At 60.1% G+C, this 15,627-nt stretch carries 12 protein-coding genes; 4 read left to right on the forward strand and 8 right to left on the reverse strand.

Annotation, left to right across the window (positions count from 1 at the left end):
• Nucleotides 1-84 precede the first annotated feature (84 nt).
• The gene (locus BZK31_RS03580; RefSeq protein ID WP_167377835.1) at nt 85-312 is read right to left on the reverse strand and encodes a hypothetical protein; all 228 of its coding nucleotides are present in this window, start codon (nt 310-312) and stop codon (nt 85-87) included.
• 482 nt (nt 313-794) lie between these two features.
• On the opposite strand from BZK31_RS03580, the gene BZK31_RS03585 reads away from it, so the two are divergent.
• The gene (locus BZK31_RS03585; RefSeq protein ID WP_083181311.1) at nt 795-3,536 is read left to right on the forward strand and encodes a beta-glucosidase; all 2,742 of its coding nucleotides are present in this window, start codon (nt 795-797) and stop codon (nt 3,534-3,536) included.
• A 43-nt stretch (nt 3,537-3,579) separates the two neighbouring features.
• Here the strand turns inward: BZK31_RS03585 and BZK31_RS03590 are convergent, their stop codons facing one another.
• The 3 genes from BZK31_RS03590 to BZK31_RS03600 all read right to left on the reverse strand — a co-directional run bounded on the left by BZK31_RS03590 (nt 3,580) and on the right by BZK31_RS03600 (nt 6,066).
• A complete protein-coding gene (locus BZK31_RS03590) occupies nt 3,580-4,224 on the reverse strand; it encodes a TetR/AcrR family transcriptional regulator (RefSeq protein WP_083181313.1) in 645 nt (214 codons plus the stop codon).
• A gap of 117 nt (nt 4,225-4,341) precedes the next feature.
• On the reverse strand, nt 4,342-5,517 hold the full coding sequence (locus BZK31_RS03595; protein ID WP_083181315.1) for an MFS transporter: 1,176 nt from the start codon (nt 5,515-5,517) through the stop codon (nt 4,342-4,344).
• Between the two features lie 6 nt (nt 5,518-5,523).
• Nucleotides 5,524-6,066 (reverse strand): GNAT family N-acetyltransferase, encoded by a 543-nt coding sequence (locus tag BZK31_RS03600; protein ID WP_083181316.1) that lies wholly within the window; start codon nt 6,064-6,066, stop codon nt 5,524-5,526.
• Between the two features lie 105 nt (nt 6,067-6,171).
• Between BZK31_RS03600 and BZK31_RS03605 the strand changes: the two genes are divergently transcribed.
• The 3 genes from BZK31_RS03605 to solA all read left to right on the forward strand — a co-directional run bounded on the left by BZK31_RS03605 (nt 6,172) and on the right by solA (nt 10,574).
• Nucleotides 6,172-7,062 carry a LysR family transcriptional regulator gene (locus BZK31_RS03605; protein ID WP_083181384.1) on the forward strand — a complete coding sequence of 297 codons (891 nt, stop codon included), beginning with the start codon at nt 6,172-6,174 and terminating at the stop codon, nt 7,060-7,062.
• Between the two features lie 285 nt (nt 7,063-7,347).
• Nucleotides 7,348-8,931 carry an aldehyde dehydrogenase (NADP(+)) gene (locus tag BZK31_RS03610; RefSeq protein ID WP_083181318.1) on the forward strand — a complete coding sequence of 528 codons (1,584 nt, stop codon included), beginning with the start codon at nt 7,348-7,350 and terminating at the stop codon, nt 8,929-8,931.
• 467 nt (nt 8,932-9,398) lie between these two features.
• Nucleotides 9,399-10,574 (forward strand): N-methyl-L-tryptophan oxidase, encoded by a 1,176-nt coding sequence (gene solA, locus BZK31_RS03615; RefSeq protein WP_083181319.1) that lies wholly within the window; start codon nt 9,399-9,401, stop codon nt 10,572-10,574.
• 43 nt (nt 10,575-10,617) lie between these two features.
• On the opposite strand, the gene BZK31_RS03620 is transcribed toward solA, so the two are convergent.
• From BZK31_RS03620 to BZK31_RS03635, 4 genes are all read right to left on the reverse strand, one after another.
• Nucleotides 10,618-11,967: a TolC family outer membrane protein gene (locus BZK31_RS03620; RefSeq protein WP_083181321.1), complete on the reverse strand. Its 1,350-nt coding sequence runs from the start codon at nt 11,965-11,967 to the stop codon at nt 10,618-10,620.
• Between the two features lies 1 nt (nt 11,968).
• Nucleotides 11,969-13,306: an HlyD family type I secretion periplasmic adaptor subunit gene (locus BZK31_RS03625; protein ID WP_083181323.1), complete on the reverse strand. Its 1,338-nt coding sequence runs from the start codon at nt 13,304-13,306 to the stop codon at nt 11,969-11,971.
• A complete protein-coding gene (locus tag BZK31_RS03630; RefSeq protein WP_083181325.1) occupies nt 13,303-15,111 on the reverse strand; it encodes a type I secretion system permease/ATPase in 1,809 nt (602 codons plus the stop codon). Before BZK31_RS03630 ends, BZK31_RS03625 begins: the two co-directional genes overlap by 4 nt.
• Before the next feature lie 83 nt (nt 15,112-15,194).
• Nucleotides 15,195-15,578, reverse strand: coding sequence for a protease inhibitor Inh/omp19 family protein (locus tag BZK31_RS03635; RefSeq protein ID WP_083181326.1), 384 nt, complete (start codon nt 15,576-15,578; stop codon nt 15,195-15,197).
• Between the last annotated feature and the right edge of the window lie 49 nt (nt 15,579-15,627).

The raw sequence follows: 15,627 nt of genomic DNA on the forward strand, positions 1-15,627 counted from the left end.
CGTCTACTGCTCGGAGGGACAGGTTCACGGCCCTTACCCGCCTCGAAAGGTCAGGCAAGGGCCGTGGTCAGAAGCATCAAACGGTCAGTTTGACTGTTTCTGAGGCGTTGCGTTCTGTGGACGGCCACCTTTTGTGGTTTCGGTCTTCTGCGACTGCGCCTTCTGCGCCGCTTTCGCGTCGGTGGCCTGGGTCATAACGGTCGAATCGCTGGCACCCGACGTCGCATCGGCGTCGGTCGCTTCAGCAGCCAATACCGCACCGCTCAATGCCAGACCCGCAATAACACCTGCCGCCATACTGGACAACTTCATAACAATTACTCCTAGGGATAAAACAATAAGCCCACACTGAGGAGGGCCATAAGAAACACTAAAAAGAGAAAAACCAGAAAGCCACTACTTAAACTGATCGAGACAACCTGGCACGCCTGAAAAATCCTAAACCCATCGACCAGTAGGTTTAAGAAGAGTTCCTGATCTGTAACGAAAAAAGACCAAATTGAAGAAAAATACGCTTTTGTTTGACATTTATGCCCGGTTTTAGACTTAATTGTAACGCTTTACGAGTTCAAAGTGCCATCAAATAGTAGCCTTATGATCTCACTCCGCACAATAAAAAACATAATAAATAAAACCCGGAAACTTGTTTAAACACCCCACCTATCGCCTCCCGGACACGCGGGATAAATCGCGATAACGGGTCACTGTTACCTGAAGAAAAGATAACAGGCGAGCGCTCTATAAGCACTCGCCTGCGGGCAAACTTCTTAATTGCAAAGTCGTTGGAGAGCCGTATGAACAAACGAAAGATGATGGGTGCACATTCCGCACTGGCCTTGTTGGCGCTGGCTGTGTCGCAGGTACATGCTGCTGACGCGTCCACCCTGCAGGCACGTGAAGCTCGCGCCGAAAAAGCGGCGCAGAAGACGCTGGACAAAATGACTCAGGAAGAAAAGCTGGCCTACATCGGCGGCACCGGCGGCTGGGATGTGAAACCCCTCTCCAATTACGGCGTCCCGCAGATTCACGGTGCGGACGGCGGTGTCGGCGTGCGCTACACCAGCGAAGGCAACGCACAGGGCGTGGTCTATCCATCGGGCCCGAACCTGGCGGCTACCTGGAACCCGCGCCGCGCCATCGACCTTGGCCGTGCGCTGGGTTATGACACCGCAGTCGGCGGCTACCAGTTCGTCACCGGTCCGGGCGTAAACCTGTACCGCATGCCTTACGGCGGCCGTGCGTTCGAATACCTGTCCGGTGAAGACCCGTTCCTGGGTGCAAGCCTGGCGCCGGGCGTGATCAACGGCATCCAGTCCCGTGGTGTGTGGGCCAACGCCAAGCACTTCGCAGCCAACGATCAGGAAAGCAACCGCTTCAACCTTGACCAGATCATGAGCGAGCGCGTGCTGCGCGAGATGTCGCTGCCAGCGTTCGAATCCTCGTCGAAGAACGGCAACGTGGCGATGATGATGTGCGCCTTCCAGAAAGTGAACGGTGACTTCGCCTGCGAAAGCGACCATCTGATCCGCCAGATCTTGAAGAAGGAATGGGGCTACAAAGGCTTCGTGCAGAGCGACTACAACGCTGTCGTGCACGGCCTGAACGCCGCTCAGGCAGGCACTGACCTGGACATGATGGGCTTCCAGATGAACAGTAAGGTGCTCAAGCCTTATCTGGACAGTGGCGAGCTGAGCGCTGCGACCATCGACGACAAGGTCCGTCGCATCCTCAAGCAGATCTACCTGTACAAGTTCGACAGCAAGACCCCGTCGACCCTGCACAACATGAACAGCGCCACCAGCAACAAGGTCGCGCTGAACGCGGCCCGTGAAGGCATCGTACTGCTCAAGAACCAGAACGACCTGCTGCCGCTGGACAAGCAGAAAGCCAAGCGCATCGCCGTGGTCGGTAACCTGGCCAAATACTCGCCACCGACCGGTTTCGGCAGCGCCAACGTTATGGCCAGCCATTACGTCAGCGAGCTGAGCGGTCTGCAGCAGATGGCACCCAATGCCAAGGTCGAGTTCATCGACGGTCTGTCGCTCGACCCGAGCACCACGCCCTGGACCAGCACCGACCAGGCGGGCAATGAAACGCAAGGCATGAAGGTCGAGTACTTCAGCAACACCAACTGGTCGGGCGATGCCGCTGTGACCCGTACCGAGCAGCATGTCGACCTGGACTGGGCGAACGACAAGAACCTGCCGTTCGACAGCAACACCTCCGGCTCCGACCCTTACACCAGCAAAGGTTCGACCTCGGGCTCGCTCAACGGCGACACGTCTTCGACCTCGATTCGCTACACCGGCAAGATCACGCCGACCGAAAGCGGCGAACAGGTCTTCAAGGTGCGTGCCGACGGCGCTGTCCGCCTGTGGGTCAACGGCAAGTTGATCATCGACAATGGTGACGGCAAGCCACTGCCGGGCAACAGCATTCCGCCAACCATCCCGGAATTTGCCAAGATCAGTCTGCAAGCGGGTCAGTCCTACGACGTGAAGCTTGAGTACTCGCGCCGCGCGGGCTACCTGTCGACCATGGGCGGCCTGGTGGGCGTACAGATGAGCTGGGCGTCGCTGAACGCGCCGCAGGATCTGTCGGCCTACGACGCTGTCGTGGTTGCGGTCGGTAACAGCAATGAGTACGAAGGCGAAGGTTTCGACCACAGCTTCGACCTGCCTGAGTACCAGAGCCAACTGATCCAGAGCATCGCCAAAGTCAACCCGAACACCGTGGTGACCATGTTCGGCGGTACCGGTCTGAAGATGAGTGACTGGATCGATCAGGTTCCGGTCGCGCTGCACGCGTTCTACCCTGGGCAGAACGGTGGTCAGGCCCTGGCTGAAATCCTGTTCGGCAAGGTCAACCCGTCGGGCAAGCTGCCGATCAGTATCGAACGCAACATCGAAGACAACCCGATTTTCGAGACCTTCCCGAAATTCGACAACCAGAACTCGCTGGCCGAAATGAGCTACAAGGATGACCTGATGCTGGGTTATCGCGGCTACGAGAAGAAGGGTATCAAGCCGCTCTATCCGTTCGGCTATGGCCTGTCTTACACCACGTTCGGCTACAGCAACATCAGCGTGACGCCTGGCGTTGCGGTAGGTAATACGCCGATCAAGGTGTCGTTCGACCTGACCAACACCGGCAAGGTCGGCGGTTCGGAAGTGGCACAGTTGTATGTCGGTCAGCAGAACCCGAAAGTCGAGCGTCCGATCAAGGAACTCAAAGGCTACAAGAAGGTGTTCCTCAAGCCGGGTGAAAGCAAGCGTGTGACCATCGAGCTCAATGATCGCTCGCTGGCCTACTTCGACACCAAGAGCAATCAGTGGGTGGTCGATGCCGACACCTTCAACCTGTCACTCGGTGCCTCGTCGCAGGACATTCGCCTGAACGCCAAGCTGGTCAACTCGTTCCGCCAGGAACTGTCGACCACCACCAGCAACCCGCTGCCACGTTCGGCGCTGAACTCGGTGAATGTCGAGAAGCCACCGGTCAAGACCGGCGGCGTGTTCGATCAGACTGTCGAGTAAGCGCTTGACGCAGTGACTGATTGAATGACGGACAGAACAAGGCTCAAGGACGAGCCCTTACCGCTGCATCGACCTGCGCAATGTAGGCATCGAAGCTCTCGACCAGATCCACCCGGTCGGGAAAGCGCAGCCACTGGATCTGCAGTCCGTCCATCATCGACAGTATCTGCTGAATCAGAATATCCAGATCCACATCAGCCCTCACCTCCCCGCGCTCGACCAGCTCCGAAAACTGCGTCAGCAAGTGCGCGTGTATCCGCTCGTAACGCGTCTGAAACCACTCGTAGGCAGGCTGGTTGTCCAACAGACTTTCGGCATTGAGGATCGAAAACGCCCGCACCACGCCCGGCGCAGTCGAGTTGGAACGATTGATCGCCCGCAGGCCGCCAAGCAGGCCGGTCAGGGTATTATCGGTCCGGACTTCAGCGGCAATTCGCCGATTGACCTCGTCCCGCCGCTCCAGAACCCCCATCAACAGCGAGATCTTGCTGGGAAAATGATGCAGCAGACCTGCGACGGAAATGCCCACGATGGCCGCTACTTTGGCCACCGAAGCACCGGTATAGCCTTCCAGGGAGAACACCTGCAAAGCCGCATCGAGCAACTCCTCGCGACGCTTTTCGCCTTTCGGCGCACGTCGTTGCCGGGTCGCAACCGTAGCGGTTTCCCTGGGTTCAAGCTGTGTCATATAAAGTTCCTTTTTAAGCAGTTGAGCCAACCCTACCCATTCGAACCCGAAGTGGCAACGGCAATGACTGCCCGGTCATATTAAGATCGTTTTACCTTATCCCTGACATCTGCCGGATCACGTCACCGCAAAGGGCTTCGCCTGGCAGTGGCGCTGCAGTATGACCGCCATCACCAGAAACACACCGCTTATCCCCAGCGAAAGCCACAACAACCCGCGATCACCCTCGACCTCCTGCACCCAGGCATAGAACCAGGGCGCGACCGCCGACATCACGAACCCGGGTGCCAGCAGCCGGCCTTGCAGGCGCGCATAGTGACGGTGCGCGAATAGCTCGAACGGCAGACTGGCCCGCAGCAGCGTACCCAGGCCGTTCATGGCCCCATAAGCGAAGACGAACAGACAAGCCAGCATGGCCAGCCCCTGACTGTGCAATGCCGTCACGAAACACAGCACCATGCCGACCGCCACCCAGACGTTCAAACGCAAGGCAGACAGATGCTGCCCCATGAGTCGACTCGCCAGCCGTGCGCAAGTCTGACCGATCCCCCACAATGCGACCCATGCCACGGGTACGCCCATACTCGCCAGCAGCGCGGGCAAATGCGCCGAGAGACCGGCCGACAGGAAGCCGATCAGCATCATGCACAGCGCATAACCCGCCTGGCGCAGCCAGCCTGCCGCAGGATCGGCTTCCTTCCTGGCTTCGAGGGCCAATGCCTCTGTCTTGGCGCCCTCCGGCAAACCACTCATCAGCAAGCCGCCCAGCAATGCGAAACAGCCATACAGCGCCACCGCGCTGCGCCAGCCAACTGCGTCGAGCAAGGCGTGCCCCAGTGGCCAGAACACCGCTGAAGCCAGTCCGCCAAGCAACGTGATCTGCACCATCAGCGGCCGAGAACGCGTACCGATGAGCCCGGCCAGGGATGCGAACAAGGCATCGTACAGCGACAGGCGCATACCGATGCCCAACAGTGCCCAACCGAAAAACCAGCCTGGCGCACTGCCACACATCGCCAGCACGCAGCAACCCGCGGCCGCCATTGCGCTGCCCAGTTGCAGCACCTGACGCGGGCCCAATCGCTGAATCAGCCCGGCAACGGCAGGCGAAACCAGGCCCATGATCAGCAGGGCGACCGACAGACCGGAAAACACCCGCTGCCCGCTCCAGCCCAGATCCTCGGCGATGGCCTTGCCGAACGCGCCTGGCAGGTAAAAGGTCGTGCCCCAGAGAATCAGCTGTGCGCCTCCCAGCCTGAGAACGGCAAACCGAGGCAGATCAGCGCTTTTCATCTGCGCTCAGACCGAGCGTTCGGCTGGCGCTGTCGAGGCCCCGTCACCCAGCGCCCGCTGCATCAACACCGTATCGACCCAACGGCCATGCTTGAAGCCGACCGATTCGAACACGCCGACCCGATGAAAACCCTGGCGTTCGTGCAGGCGCAGCGACGCGGCATTTTCACTGTTGCCGATGACCGCGATCATCTGCCGCCAGCCGCCCTGCTCGCAATGCGCGACAAGATCGCCCAGCAATGCCCGTCCAATGCCCATGCCACCCAGGCCATCGCGCACATAGACCGAGTCTTCGACAGTGAAACGGTAGCCCGGACGGGGTCGGTAAGGCGTGACGTAGCCATAGCCCAGCACTTCACCCGAGCGCTCGGCGACGCGATACGGCAGGCCGTTTTTCAGAACCAGCGCCCGACGGCGCAGCAGTTCTTCCAGGCTGGGCGGCTCCAGTTCAAAACTGGAAATACCGTGCAGCACGTGCTCGGCGTAGATCGCATGAATGGCGGGCATGTCATCGTCGCGGGCGTCACGCAGAACAAAGGTTGGGGTCATGGCAAAACTCGTGAGCGGGTGGCTGAGAATGACTGTCATGATGCGGCCAGCTAATCCATTAAAAAAGCTATGATTAATCATCCACAGCATAAGAAATACTTTGCCATGCGCCGATTGAACCTCACTCATCTGCACACCTATTCGCTGGTCATCGCCCATGGCAGTTTTTCGGCGGCGGCCGAGCGGCTGCATCTGACGCAACCAGCGGTCAGCCTGCAAGTCAGACTGCTTGAAGAGCACCTGAACCTGCGTCTGATCGAACGTGTGGGCAAGCGTCTCAAGCCCACCTCGGCAGGCGAAACCCTGCTGGAGCACATCTTGCGCATCGATGCGGTGATCGAGGACGCATTGCTGGAACTGTCCAGCCATGCCCACGGGATTGCCGGGCAGATCTCCATCGGTACTGGCGCGACGGCCTGTATTCATTTGCTGCCACCGCTGCTGCAAACCTTGCGTCGCCGCTTCGCGCAACTGGACGTACGGGTGAGCACCGGCAACACCGACGTCATGATCAAAGCAGTCGAGGAAAATCGTCTGGACCTGGCCCTGGTCACCTTGCCCGCCTCCGGCCGCAGTCTGGACGTGACGCCGCTGCTCGACGATGAGTTCGTGGCGATTTTTTCCGACAGTGCCCCATCGATACCTGCCCGATTGACCGCCGAGCAATTGAGCGAGTTGCCGCTGGTGGTGTTCGAGGCCGGAAGCAGTACCCGACTGTTGATCAGCGAGTGGTACCTGCAGGCCGGGATCCGGGTAAAACCGGTGATGGAACTGGGCAGCATCGAAGCAATCAAGGAAATGGTCGCCGCCGGGCTGGGCTACAGCATCGTGCCGCGCATGTCAGTGGCCGCGGTCCACCATCGACGCGGTTTGCAGGTTCACGCCTTGACACCGGCGCTGAGCCGCACGCTGGGCATCGTTCTGCGTCAGGACAAGCCGGTCAGCAAAGCACTTCGTCAGGTGCTCGACGCATTACAGACGCTGAAAGGGTCATAAAGACGGCTCATTATTCTTGTTCGGGAACGCGCATGCTCTATAAAGAGCCGCTTCGCGGCACCTGTAGGCCCCGCACAACCGGTAGGCAACCGCCGCCCGGCAGTTGCGTCAGTGGCGAGCCAGGTTGTACGATGACTGCCAACTTGATCAACAGATAACCCGCTGGCCTGCTCACAAACGCCAGCACACTGCGAATACCGTAAAGCGACTCGGCAACCCATAAGGAGCGCACGGCCCGGATATTTCGACGCCCGCCTCCCCCCTTCAAAACAACAGGAGATACCGATGCCTAACATTCTCGGCCAGAACTTTATCGCTGGCGGCCGCAGCGCTCTGGGCCAAAGCCTGCAAAAAAGCCTGGATGCCACCACGGGCGAAGAACTGCCTTACAGCTTTCATCAGGCCACCGATGGCGAAATCGACGCCGCGGCCCTCGCTGCCAAAAGCGCCTTCCCTGAATACCGCCAACTGAGCCCGGCCCGTCGCGCCGAATTCCTCGACGCCATCGCCGATGAACTCGACCAGTTGGGTGACGATTTCGTCGCCATCGTTTGTCAGGAAACCGCCCTGCCGCAAATGCGCATTCAGGGGGAGCGCGGTCGTACCAGCGGCCAGATGCGTCTGTTCGCCAAAGTGCTGCGTCGCGGCGATTTCGTCGGTGCGCGTATCGACCTGGCTCTGCCGGACCGCAAACCATTGCCGCGCGTGGACCTGCGTCAATACCGCATTGGCGTCGGCCCGGTCGCCGTGTTCGGCGCCAGCAACTTCCCATTGGCATTCTCCACCGCCGGTGGCGACACCGCTGCTGCACTGGCCGCAGGCTGCCCGGTGGTGTTCAAGGCGCACAGTGGCCACATGGCAACTGCCGATCTGGTCGCCAGCGCAATCATCCGCGCTGCTGAACGTACCGGCATGCCAAAAGGCGTGTTCAACATGATCTTCGGCAACGGCGTGGGCGAAGGCCTGGTCAAGCATCCGGCCATTCAGGCCGTCGGCTTCACCGGTTCGCTGAACGGCGGCAATGCCCTGTGCAAAATGGCCGCAGAACGGCCACAGCCAATCCCGGTGTTCGCCGAAATGTCCAGCATTAACCCGGTGGTTCTGCTGCCAGGCGCGTTGACCGCACGTGGCGAAACCGTGGCCAAGGAGCTGGCCGCATCGGTCGTCATGGGTGCCGGTCAGTTCTGCACCAACCCGGGCGTGGTCATCGGCCTGCGCTCCCCGGCGTTCTCCTCGTTCCTTGAGCAACTGACCGAGCAGATGGGCAGCCAGGCGCCACAGACCATGCTCAACGCGGGCGGTCTGCGCAGCTACAGCAAAGGCGTCGAGCACCTGCTGTCGCACCCGGGTGTCACTCACCTGGCCGGCAAGCCGCAGGAAGGTAAACAGGCTCAGGCGCAGTTGTTCAAGGCTGACGTCAGCCTGCTGCTCAATGGCGACCAACTGTTGCAGGAAGAAGTCTTCGGCCCGACCACACTGGTCATCGAAGTCGCTGACGACGCGCAATTGAAGGAAGCGCTGCTCGCGCTGCGTGGTCAGCTGACCGCTACCCTGATCGGCGAACCTGCCGACCTGAGCCAATACAGCTGGCTGCAACCGCTGCTGGAAGAAAAGGTCGGTCGCATTCTGGTCAACGGTTACCCGACCGGCGTCGAAGTCTGCGAAGCCATGGTCCACGGCGGCCCGTACCCGGCGACTTCGGACGCACGCGGCACCTCGGTGGGCACCCTGGCCATCGACCGTTTCCTGCGCCCTGTCTGCTATCAGAACCAGGCCGACAACCTGTTGCCGCCTGCGCTGCAAAACGCCAACCCGCTGGGCCTGCGTCGCCTGGTCAATGGCGAGTGGAGCGATCAGCCGATCGTCTGATGGTTGAACGTGTTGGATAAGAACGGCGCGCCCAGTCAAAGGACGCGCCGTTTTTTTATGCGCTTCGTGCTCGTGCTGCCAATCGCAACGCAGTTGCGAAAACACTGAAAAATATTTCCGTTTTGTGAGTGCAGTCGCGTTGGACAGCGCTGTTTTTTCAGCTAACGGCAGCACCAACGAGGTGCGCGACGGCCGCTGTTCATAAAATAACCACACCGCTACACACCACGTCGCACAAGGGTTTCAAAAAGTTACCCACAGACATACCCACGATTTCCGTGGACAACTTCTGACAAATTTCGAACCTCAAAACCGGCAATGAGTGCAAGCCAAAAATCTTCCATCTTGCCCCTGCAAATCCGGGCCGAAATATGCATGCCCGGCCCGCTCATTTCATTGGATGACACTGGCGGTTGATTCCGGATTCACTTTGCCTTGAGATAGGCGTTTTGCCGGGGCGTGTGCAAATGGAGCAACATTGTGAAGTGGCGGTTATCGGCCTTGGCGCGATGGGTGCGGCGACGCTGTATCAATTGGCCAGAGAAGGCGTGGACGTGCTGGGTGTCGATCGCCACGCCCCGCCCCACACGCAGGGCTCCAGCCATGGCGACACGCGCATCACGCGGCTGTCCGTCGGTGAAGGTCCGCAATACCTGCCGCTGGTTCGCGACTCGCATCGCATCTGGCGCGAACTGGAAGCACTGTCCGGCGAGTCGCTGTTCGAACAATGCGGCGTGCTGGTGATGACCTCCAGCCCGGATTACAGCCCTGAAGACAGCGACGATTTCACCCACACGACCATCGCGCTGGCCCGTGCGTATGGCGTGCGGCATGAGGTGCTGACCGCCAATACCATTCGCGAGCGGTTCGCGCAGTTCAGCCCGGTGCTCGATACTGCCATTGGTTACTTTGAGCCGGAAGGCGGATTTGTAAGGCCCGAGCGCTGCATAGCCACACAGCTCGATCTGGCAAGAAAACTGGGCGCGCGGATACGCACCAACGAGACCGTGACTGACTTGCAGGCTCATGGCGAACAAGTGCGGATCACCACCGACGATGGCTCGATCATCGCCAACAAAGTCATTGTCAGTGCAGGCATGTGGTCAGCCGATCTGCTGGGCGAACCCTTCAGCGACTTGCTGCGAGTCTGTCGTCAGAAGCTGTTCTGGTTCGAGTTGGACGAAGACGCCAGGTTTGCGTCGGTTTCGCCCACCTTCATCCTGAGCCACGGGCCGGGTGAGGAAGACGTCAATTACGGTTTCCCACCGTTGCCCGGCGAAGGCAGCATGAAGATCGCCACCGAGCAATATCGACAAGCGTCGCTGGCCAATGAGCTGGATCGGACGATCAGCACTCAGGAAGCGCAAGAGATGTTTCAAACTCAAGTGCGTGGCCGGATCGCAGGCCTCAGAGCCAATGTCGTCAAGTCATCGGTCTGCGCCTATACCGTGACTCCGGATTACCATTTCATCATCGACGACCATCCACGCCTGAAAAACGTGACGGTCGTCTCGGCCTGTTCGGGGCACGGCTTCAAACACTCGGCCGGGTTGGGCCTGGCATTGGCGCAACGCTGCCTGCATGGCAAAAGCGACGTGGACCTGTCGGCATTTTCGCTAAAGCGCTTTGCCGAGCAGCTGTGACCAGACCCAGGACCTATGTTCGCCGCCCGAGACTGCCCGTCCATCAACGCGCTTTTACAAATGCATCGTCGACACGGGCAAGGTCGGTGTCACGCAAGGTGCCCGCGTGATAGTGCAGCTTGATCCAGGCCATCAGGTAGTCGTAGCGCGCCTTCGCCAGGTCGCGGCGCGTGCTGTAAAGCTGCTGTTCGGCATTGAGGGCATCGAGATTGATGCGCTCACCGCCCAGAATGCTCTGACGTGTCGACTCGACCAGTGCCTGCGCGGACACCAGCGCTTTCTGATAAGCGCGCAGCTTGCCCAGACCTGAGGCACAGGCATTGAACTGACGTCGCAACTCGATCAGGGTTTCCCGAGTCTTGCCTTCCAGTTCGTACTCGGCCTGCTCTCTGACGCTGTTGGCCTGGCGAACCGAGGCGCTGGTGCCGCCGCCGGCATACAACGGCAGGCTAAGCTCGATACCCACGGTATTGGTGTCGTAGCGCTGGTTGTAGGTGTTACCGCTATCGGACTCGTTCTGCCGGATACTCGCGTACGCATTGACCCTGGGCAGGTGGCCAGCACGATTGCGCTCCACCTCGTAACGCGCCACTTCCAGCGCCTGGCGCTGAGAGGCGAGCACAGGGCTGTTGGCCATGGCCAGCGCGTGCCACTCGGTAAAACTCGACGGCTCCAGAACCATGGCCTGGAAGCCGTCTCTCAGCGGTTCAAGCTGCTCAATGGCGACGGTAGGCTCACTGAGCAACGCACCGAGCTCGCGCAACGCGACATCCTGTTCGTCGCGGGCTTCGATTTGCTCGGCAATGGCCAGTTCGTTGCGTGATTCGGCTTCGAGAATGTCGGTGCGGGTGCCCTCGCCTTGCCAGAACATCTGTCGGTTCTGCTCGAACTGCCGCTCGAAGGCCTGCTGTTTGGCCTGGGCAATATTGATCTGGTCCTGGGCGAACAACGCTTGCGTATACGCCGTCAGGACCCGAACCAGCAACTCCTGACTTTTGCTGCGAAAGGTTTCGTCGGCGAACAAGGCCTGGGCAACGCCCTTGCGATAGCTGGCGTAGGCTTCGTAATCCAGCAAGGGTTGCTGAATCACCAGACTGGAACCGAAGCTGTTGTAATGACGGTGATCGGTGGTGTCTTCACGCCCGCCCTTCAACGTGGCCTTTGAATCGTTGCGGCCTTTGTTGTAGTTGTACGAGACCTTCGGCAACAGACCTGCACGGCCGATGGCGCGATTCTCCAGCCCCGCGTCACGCTCCTTGAGCGCCCCGAGGAACACCGGATCGTTGCGCAGCGCCTGTTCATAGACCTGAAACGGTCCCATGGCATGGCTGGCGGAAGACGCACAGAGCAACAGGGCTGCCAGCGCGACAGCCTTTGGGGTTAACTGGATCATCCTATTCCTCGGTCAACGCGGAGCCGGCACGATCCAGCAAAGGTTTGAACAGATAATTGAGCAGCGAGCGCTCACCGGTGCGAACGAACATTTCTGCGGGCATGCCCGGCTTGATCACCAGACCGTTGAGCCTCTCCATGACCGCATCGCTTACCGAGGTACGCAACACGTAATAAGGCTGGCCGGTTTTTTCGTCTTCCATCTGGTCGGCCGAGATCAGGCTCACTTCGCCGCTGACCCGTGGCGTACGGCTTTGATTGAACGCCGTGAACAAAATATCCACGGGCAGATGACTGCCGACCTTGTCGATCAGGTTGACCGGCAGACGCCCTTCAACTTCCAGCCGAGTGCCCTGCGGGACGACCTCCAGCAGCGTTTGCCCGGCGCGCACCACCGCCCCTTCAGTGTGGACGCCAAGGTTCACCGCAATCCCGTCGGCAGGCGCAAGAATTTCGCTGTGTTGCAGGCTGAAGCCGGCCGACGCCAGTTGTTGCTCCAGGGTCAGGGTTTTTACCTGCGCATCGGCCCACTGGGTGCGCACCTCTTTCTGGTATTCCTCGCGCTGCTGCTGCAAACGCAGGCGTGATTCGATGATGCCCTGCTCAATCCGCCCGGTTTCTCCCGCGTTCTGCGCCAGTTCCTGCTGGACCTGGGACAACTGACGCTCGTATTCGAGGAGGCGGTTGCGCGGAATGAATCCATTCTGGGCCAGCGGCTGGAGGTTGCTCAGTTGCTGGCGCAGCGAATCTGCCTGCGCCAGGAGATCGGAGCGCGCCCGGCGCGTGCCGGCCAATTGCGCACCGGCACCTTCGATACTGGCCTGCAGGCCGGCCTGTTCACGGGCCAGCGCCTGACGACGGCTGCTGAACAACTGCCGCTGCCCTTCAAGCACCATGGCCAGCCGAGGATCGGGATTCTGCCCATGCCCGGCGGCGATCAGTTCGGCAGGAAATTTCACTTCATTCAGGTTGTCGCGCTCGCTCTGCCAACGGGCCAGACTCGCCCACGCCATGCGGTACTGGGCGCGCAGTGACTGTACATCGGCCTCAACCTGAGTCTGATCGAGGCGGAACAGCGGCTCACCTTCTTTGACCGCCTGGCCTTCACTGACCAGAATCTTGCTAACCACCCCGCCGTCCAGCGACTGCACGGCCTTGCGCTTGCCCGACACCACCACCGTGCCCTGCACGGCAATACCCTGATCCAGCGGTGCCAGGCTTGCCCACAGAAAAAAACTGCCCGCGCCTACCAGTGTCAGCACCCAACCGGCACGCGTAAAAAACTGCACGCCACGCGCCTTGCCCGGAACGGCGTAATCCTTATCGAGTGGGCTGCTCATACTTCTGACTGCCTGTTCTGGGTGCCGTACTGACGGCTCATGGAAAGCCCGACCGCCGAACGCGGTTGCGGTTGCGGTTGCGGTTGCGGTTGCGGTTGCACGGAGGGTTGCGTCTGGGAAGACTGGCCGGACAAGGCTTGCAGCACCTGGGCGGTAGGTCCGAACGCCTGCATGCGCCCCTCGCTCAGCACCAGCAACTGATCGGTCTGAGACAGCGACGGCGTCCGGTGCGTGACCAGCACTACCGTGCAACCACGCGCCTTGAGTTCGCCAATCGCGCGGGTCAGCGCGGCTTCGCCCGCCGTGTCCAGATTGGAGTTGGGCTCGTCGAGCACCACCAGTTTCGGTTCACCATAGAGGGCTCGCGCCAGCGCAACCCGTTGCTTCTGGCCACCGGAAAGGCCGCTGCCGTCGTCACCCAGTCGCGTGTCGTAACCTTGCGGCAGGCGCAGGATCAGTTCGTGCACGCCCGCCAGCTGTGCCGCAGTGACCACCGCGCCTGCATCGCCGTCACGAAAACGCGCAATGTTCTGCGCCACGGTGCCGCCGAACAACTCAATGTCCTGCGGCAGATAACCGATGTGGATACCCAGCGCTTCGCGGTCCAGCCGGTGCATGTCCGCACCGTCAAGACGGACTTTGCCGCCCAGCACGGGCCAGATACCGATCAACACCCGCGCAAGGGTCGATTTGCCGGAACCCGATGCACCCAGCACGCCGAGCACTTCTCCTGCCTTCAGTTGAAAGCTGACCTGATGCAATGTGGGCACGCCCGCGCCCGGCGGCGCAGCGCTGACCTGCTCAAGGCCGACTTGCCCACGCGGCGTTGGTAACGCCATGCGCTCTGCAGGTTCGGCGTAAGTCTTGAGCAATTGATCGAGACGTCCATAGGCCAGACGCGCCGAACTCCACTGTTTCCACACGGCAATCAACTGGTCGATGGGACTCAATACCCGGCCCATCAGGATCGAACCCGCGATCATCATGCCTGCGGTCATTTCACCACGAATGACCAGCAGCGCGCCCAGCCCGAGCACCAGCGATTGCAGGCACAGGCGCAGCGCCTTACTGATCGAACTGATCACTGCGCCCGTGTCACTGGCGTCGTTTTGCCGGGCCAGAAAACGCCCGTGCACGTCAAACCAGCGCCGACGCAGTGCATCGAGCATGCCCATCGCCTGAATGGCCTCGGCCTGCTGTAAATGACGAGTCGCCAGTTGTGAGGACTGTTGTGAAAAACCGCTGGCCTCGCCCAACGGCTTGCGAGTCAGCCATTCGTTCAGACAGGCCAGCAGCACCAGCAGCGCAGCGCCTGCCGTAGCCAGCAGTCCCAACCACGGATTGAACAGGAAGATCACCGCCAGGTAGATCGGGAACCAGGGCGCATCGAAAAACGCAAACAAGGCTGGCCCGGTGAGAAACTGGCGGATGAACGTCAGGTCACCCAGGGCCTGACCCGCCTGCCGTTGCCCGGCATGCAGGTTGCTCTCGAAAGCGGCCTGATAGACGCGCAGGTTGAAACGTCGCTCAAGTTCACTGCCGATCCGAATCACCACGAAACTGCGAATCATCTCCAGCAGGCCAATGAAGGCAAAAAAGCCAACGACCATTAGCGTGAGCATCACCAGCGTGGTCTGGTTTTGCGAGGTGAGTACACGGTCATAAACCTGCAGCATGTAAATGGATGGGGCCAGCATCAACACGTTGATCAGGGCGGTGAAACAACCAACGCTGATCAGCGCGCGCTTATAGTGCGCCAGGGCTTTATACAAAGGGGGGTGGGCACCCAAAGGCAACGCACTCATGGTTCTTCCTTGAAGGCAGCATCTGCCGCCGGGTGACATCCGTGGGGATTCAATGTGTTACGAAGGGGGATACGACGCGACAATTACTCAGCGACGCGCTCCAGATTCAGCAGTTCGCCACCGGGCAGACGTGCCTGATAATGCTGGCTTCCAAGATGATTGAAATGAACCAGGCCAGAGCCTTCCTTGCCGGTGAACGCCAGGCCATCGGGCGTTGGAAACCATCCCGTGGGCGTTTCATTCAGCCAGCGTGCCGCGCAAGCCGGATCGCCTCCCAACTGCGGGTTGTCGGTGCTGAGGTGCAACTCGCACGCTTCGCCAGGTTGGGCCTGCATGAACAGTCGCCATTTTCCGCTCAGCTCTGCGGGGCTGGGTAACTTCAAACTTGTGGCCATACCGACTCCAGAAATCCCCGTCGACAGCACCAGCGCTGCCGTTATGTTTCGAAAAAAATGATAGGTGTTCATCGTGGGTGCGTTCCGGAACATGGACGGCTCAGACTGAGCCGTCCATGAG

Source organism: Pseudomonas floridensis, assembly GCF_002087235.1.
GTDB lineage: Bacteria > Pseudomonadota > Gammaproteobacteria > Pseudomonadales > Pseudomonadaceae > Aquipseudomonas > Aquipseudomonas floridensis.

Excerpts from the sequence above, each read along its gene's own strand:
- solA (WP_083181319.1), top strand. The coding sequence starts at position 9,399 with ATGGAGCAACATTGTGAAGTGGCGGTTATCGGCCTTGGCGCGATGGGT.
- BZK31_RS03605 (WP_083181384.1), top strand. The coding sequence starts at position 6,172 with ATGCGCCGATTGAACCTCACTCATCTGCACACCTATTCGCTGGTCATC.
- BZK31_RS03625 (WP_083181323.1), bottom strand. The coding sequence starts at position 13,306 with ATGAGCAGCCCACTCGATAAGGATTACGCCGTTCCGGGCAAGGCGCGT.
- BZK31_RS03595 (WP_083181315.1), bottom strand. The coding sequence starts at position 5,517 with ATGAAAAGCGCTGATCTGCCTCGGTTTGCCGTTCTCAGGCTGGGAGGC.
- BZK31_RS03620 (WP_083181321.1), bottom strand. The coding sequence starts at position 11,967 with ATGATCCAGTTAACCCCAAAGGCTGTCGCGCTGGCAGCCCTGTTGCTC.
- BZK31_RS03600 (WP_083181316.1), bottom strand. The coding sequence starts at position 6,066 with ATGACCCCAACCTTTGTTCTGCGTGACGCCCGCGACGATGACATGCCC.
- BZK31_RS03580 (WP_167377835.1), bottom strand. The coding sequence starts at position 312 with ATGAAGTTGTCCAGTATGGCGGCAGGTGTTATTGCGGGTCTGGCATTG.
- BZK31_RS03635 (WP_083181326.1), bottom strand. The coding sequence starts at position 15,578 with ATGAACACCTATCATTTTTTTCGAAACATAACGGCAGCGCTGGTGCTG.
- BZK31_RS03585 (WP_083181311.1), top strand. The coding sequence starts at position 795 with ATGAACAAACGAAAGATGATGGGTGCACATTCCGCACTGGCCTTGTTG.
- BZK31_RS03610 (WP_083181318.1), top strand. The coding sequence starts at position 7,348 with ATGCCTAACATTCTCGGCCAGAACTTTATCGCTGGCGGCCGCAGCGCT.
- BZK31_RS03590 (WP_083181313.1), bottom strand. The coding sequence starts at position 4,224 with ATGACACAGCTTGAACCCAGGGAAACCGCTACGGTTGCGACCCGGCAA.
- BZK31_RS03630 (WP_083181325.1), bottom strand. The coding sequence starts at position 15,111 with ATGAGTGCGTTGCCTTTGGGTGCCCACCCCCCTTTGTATAAAGCCCTG.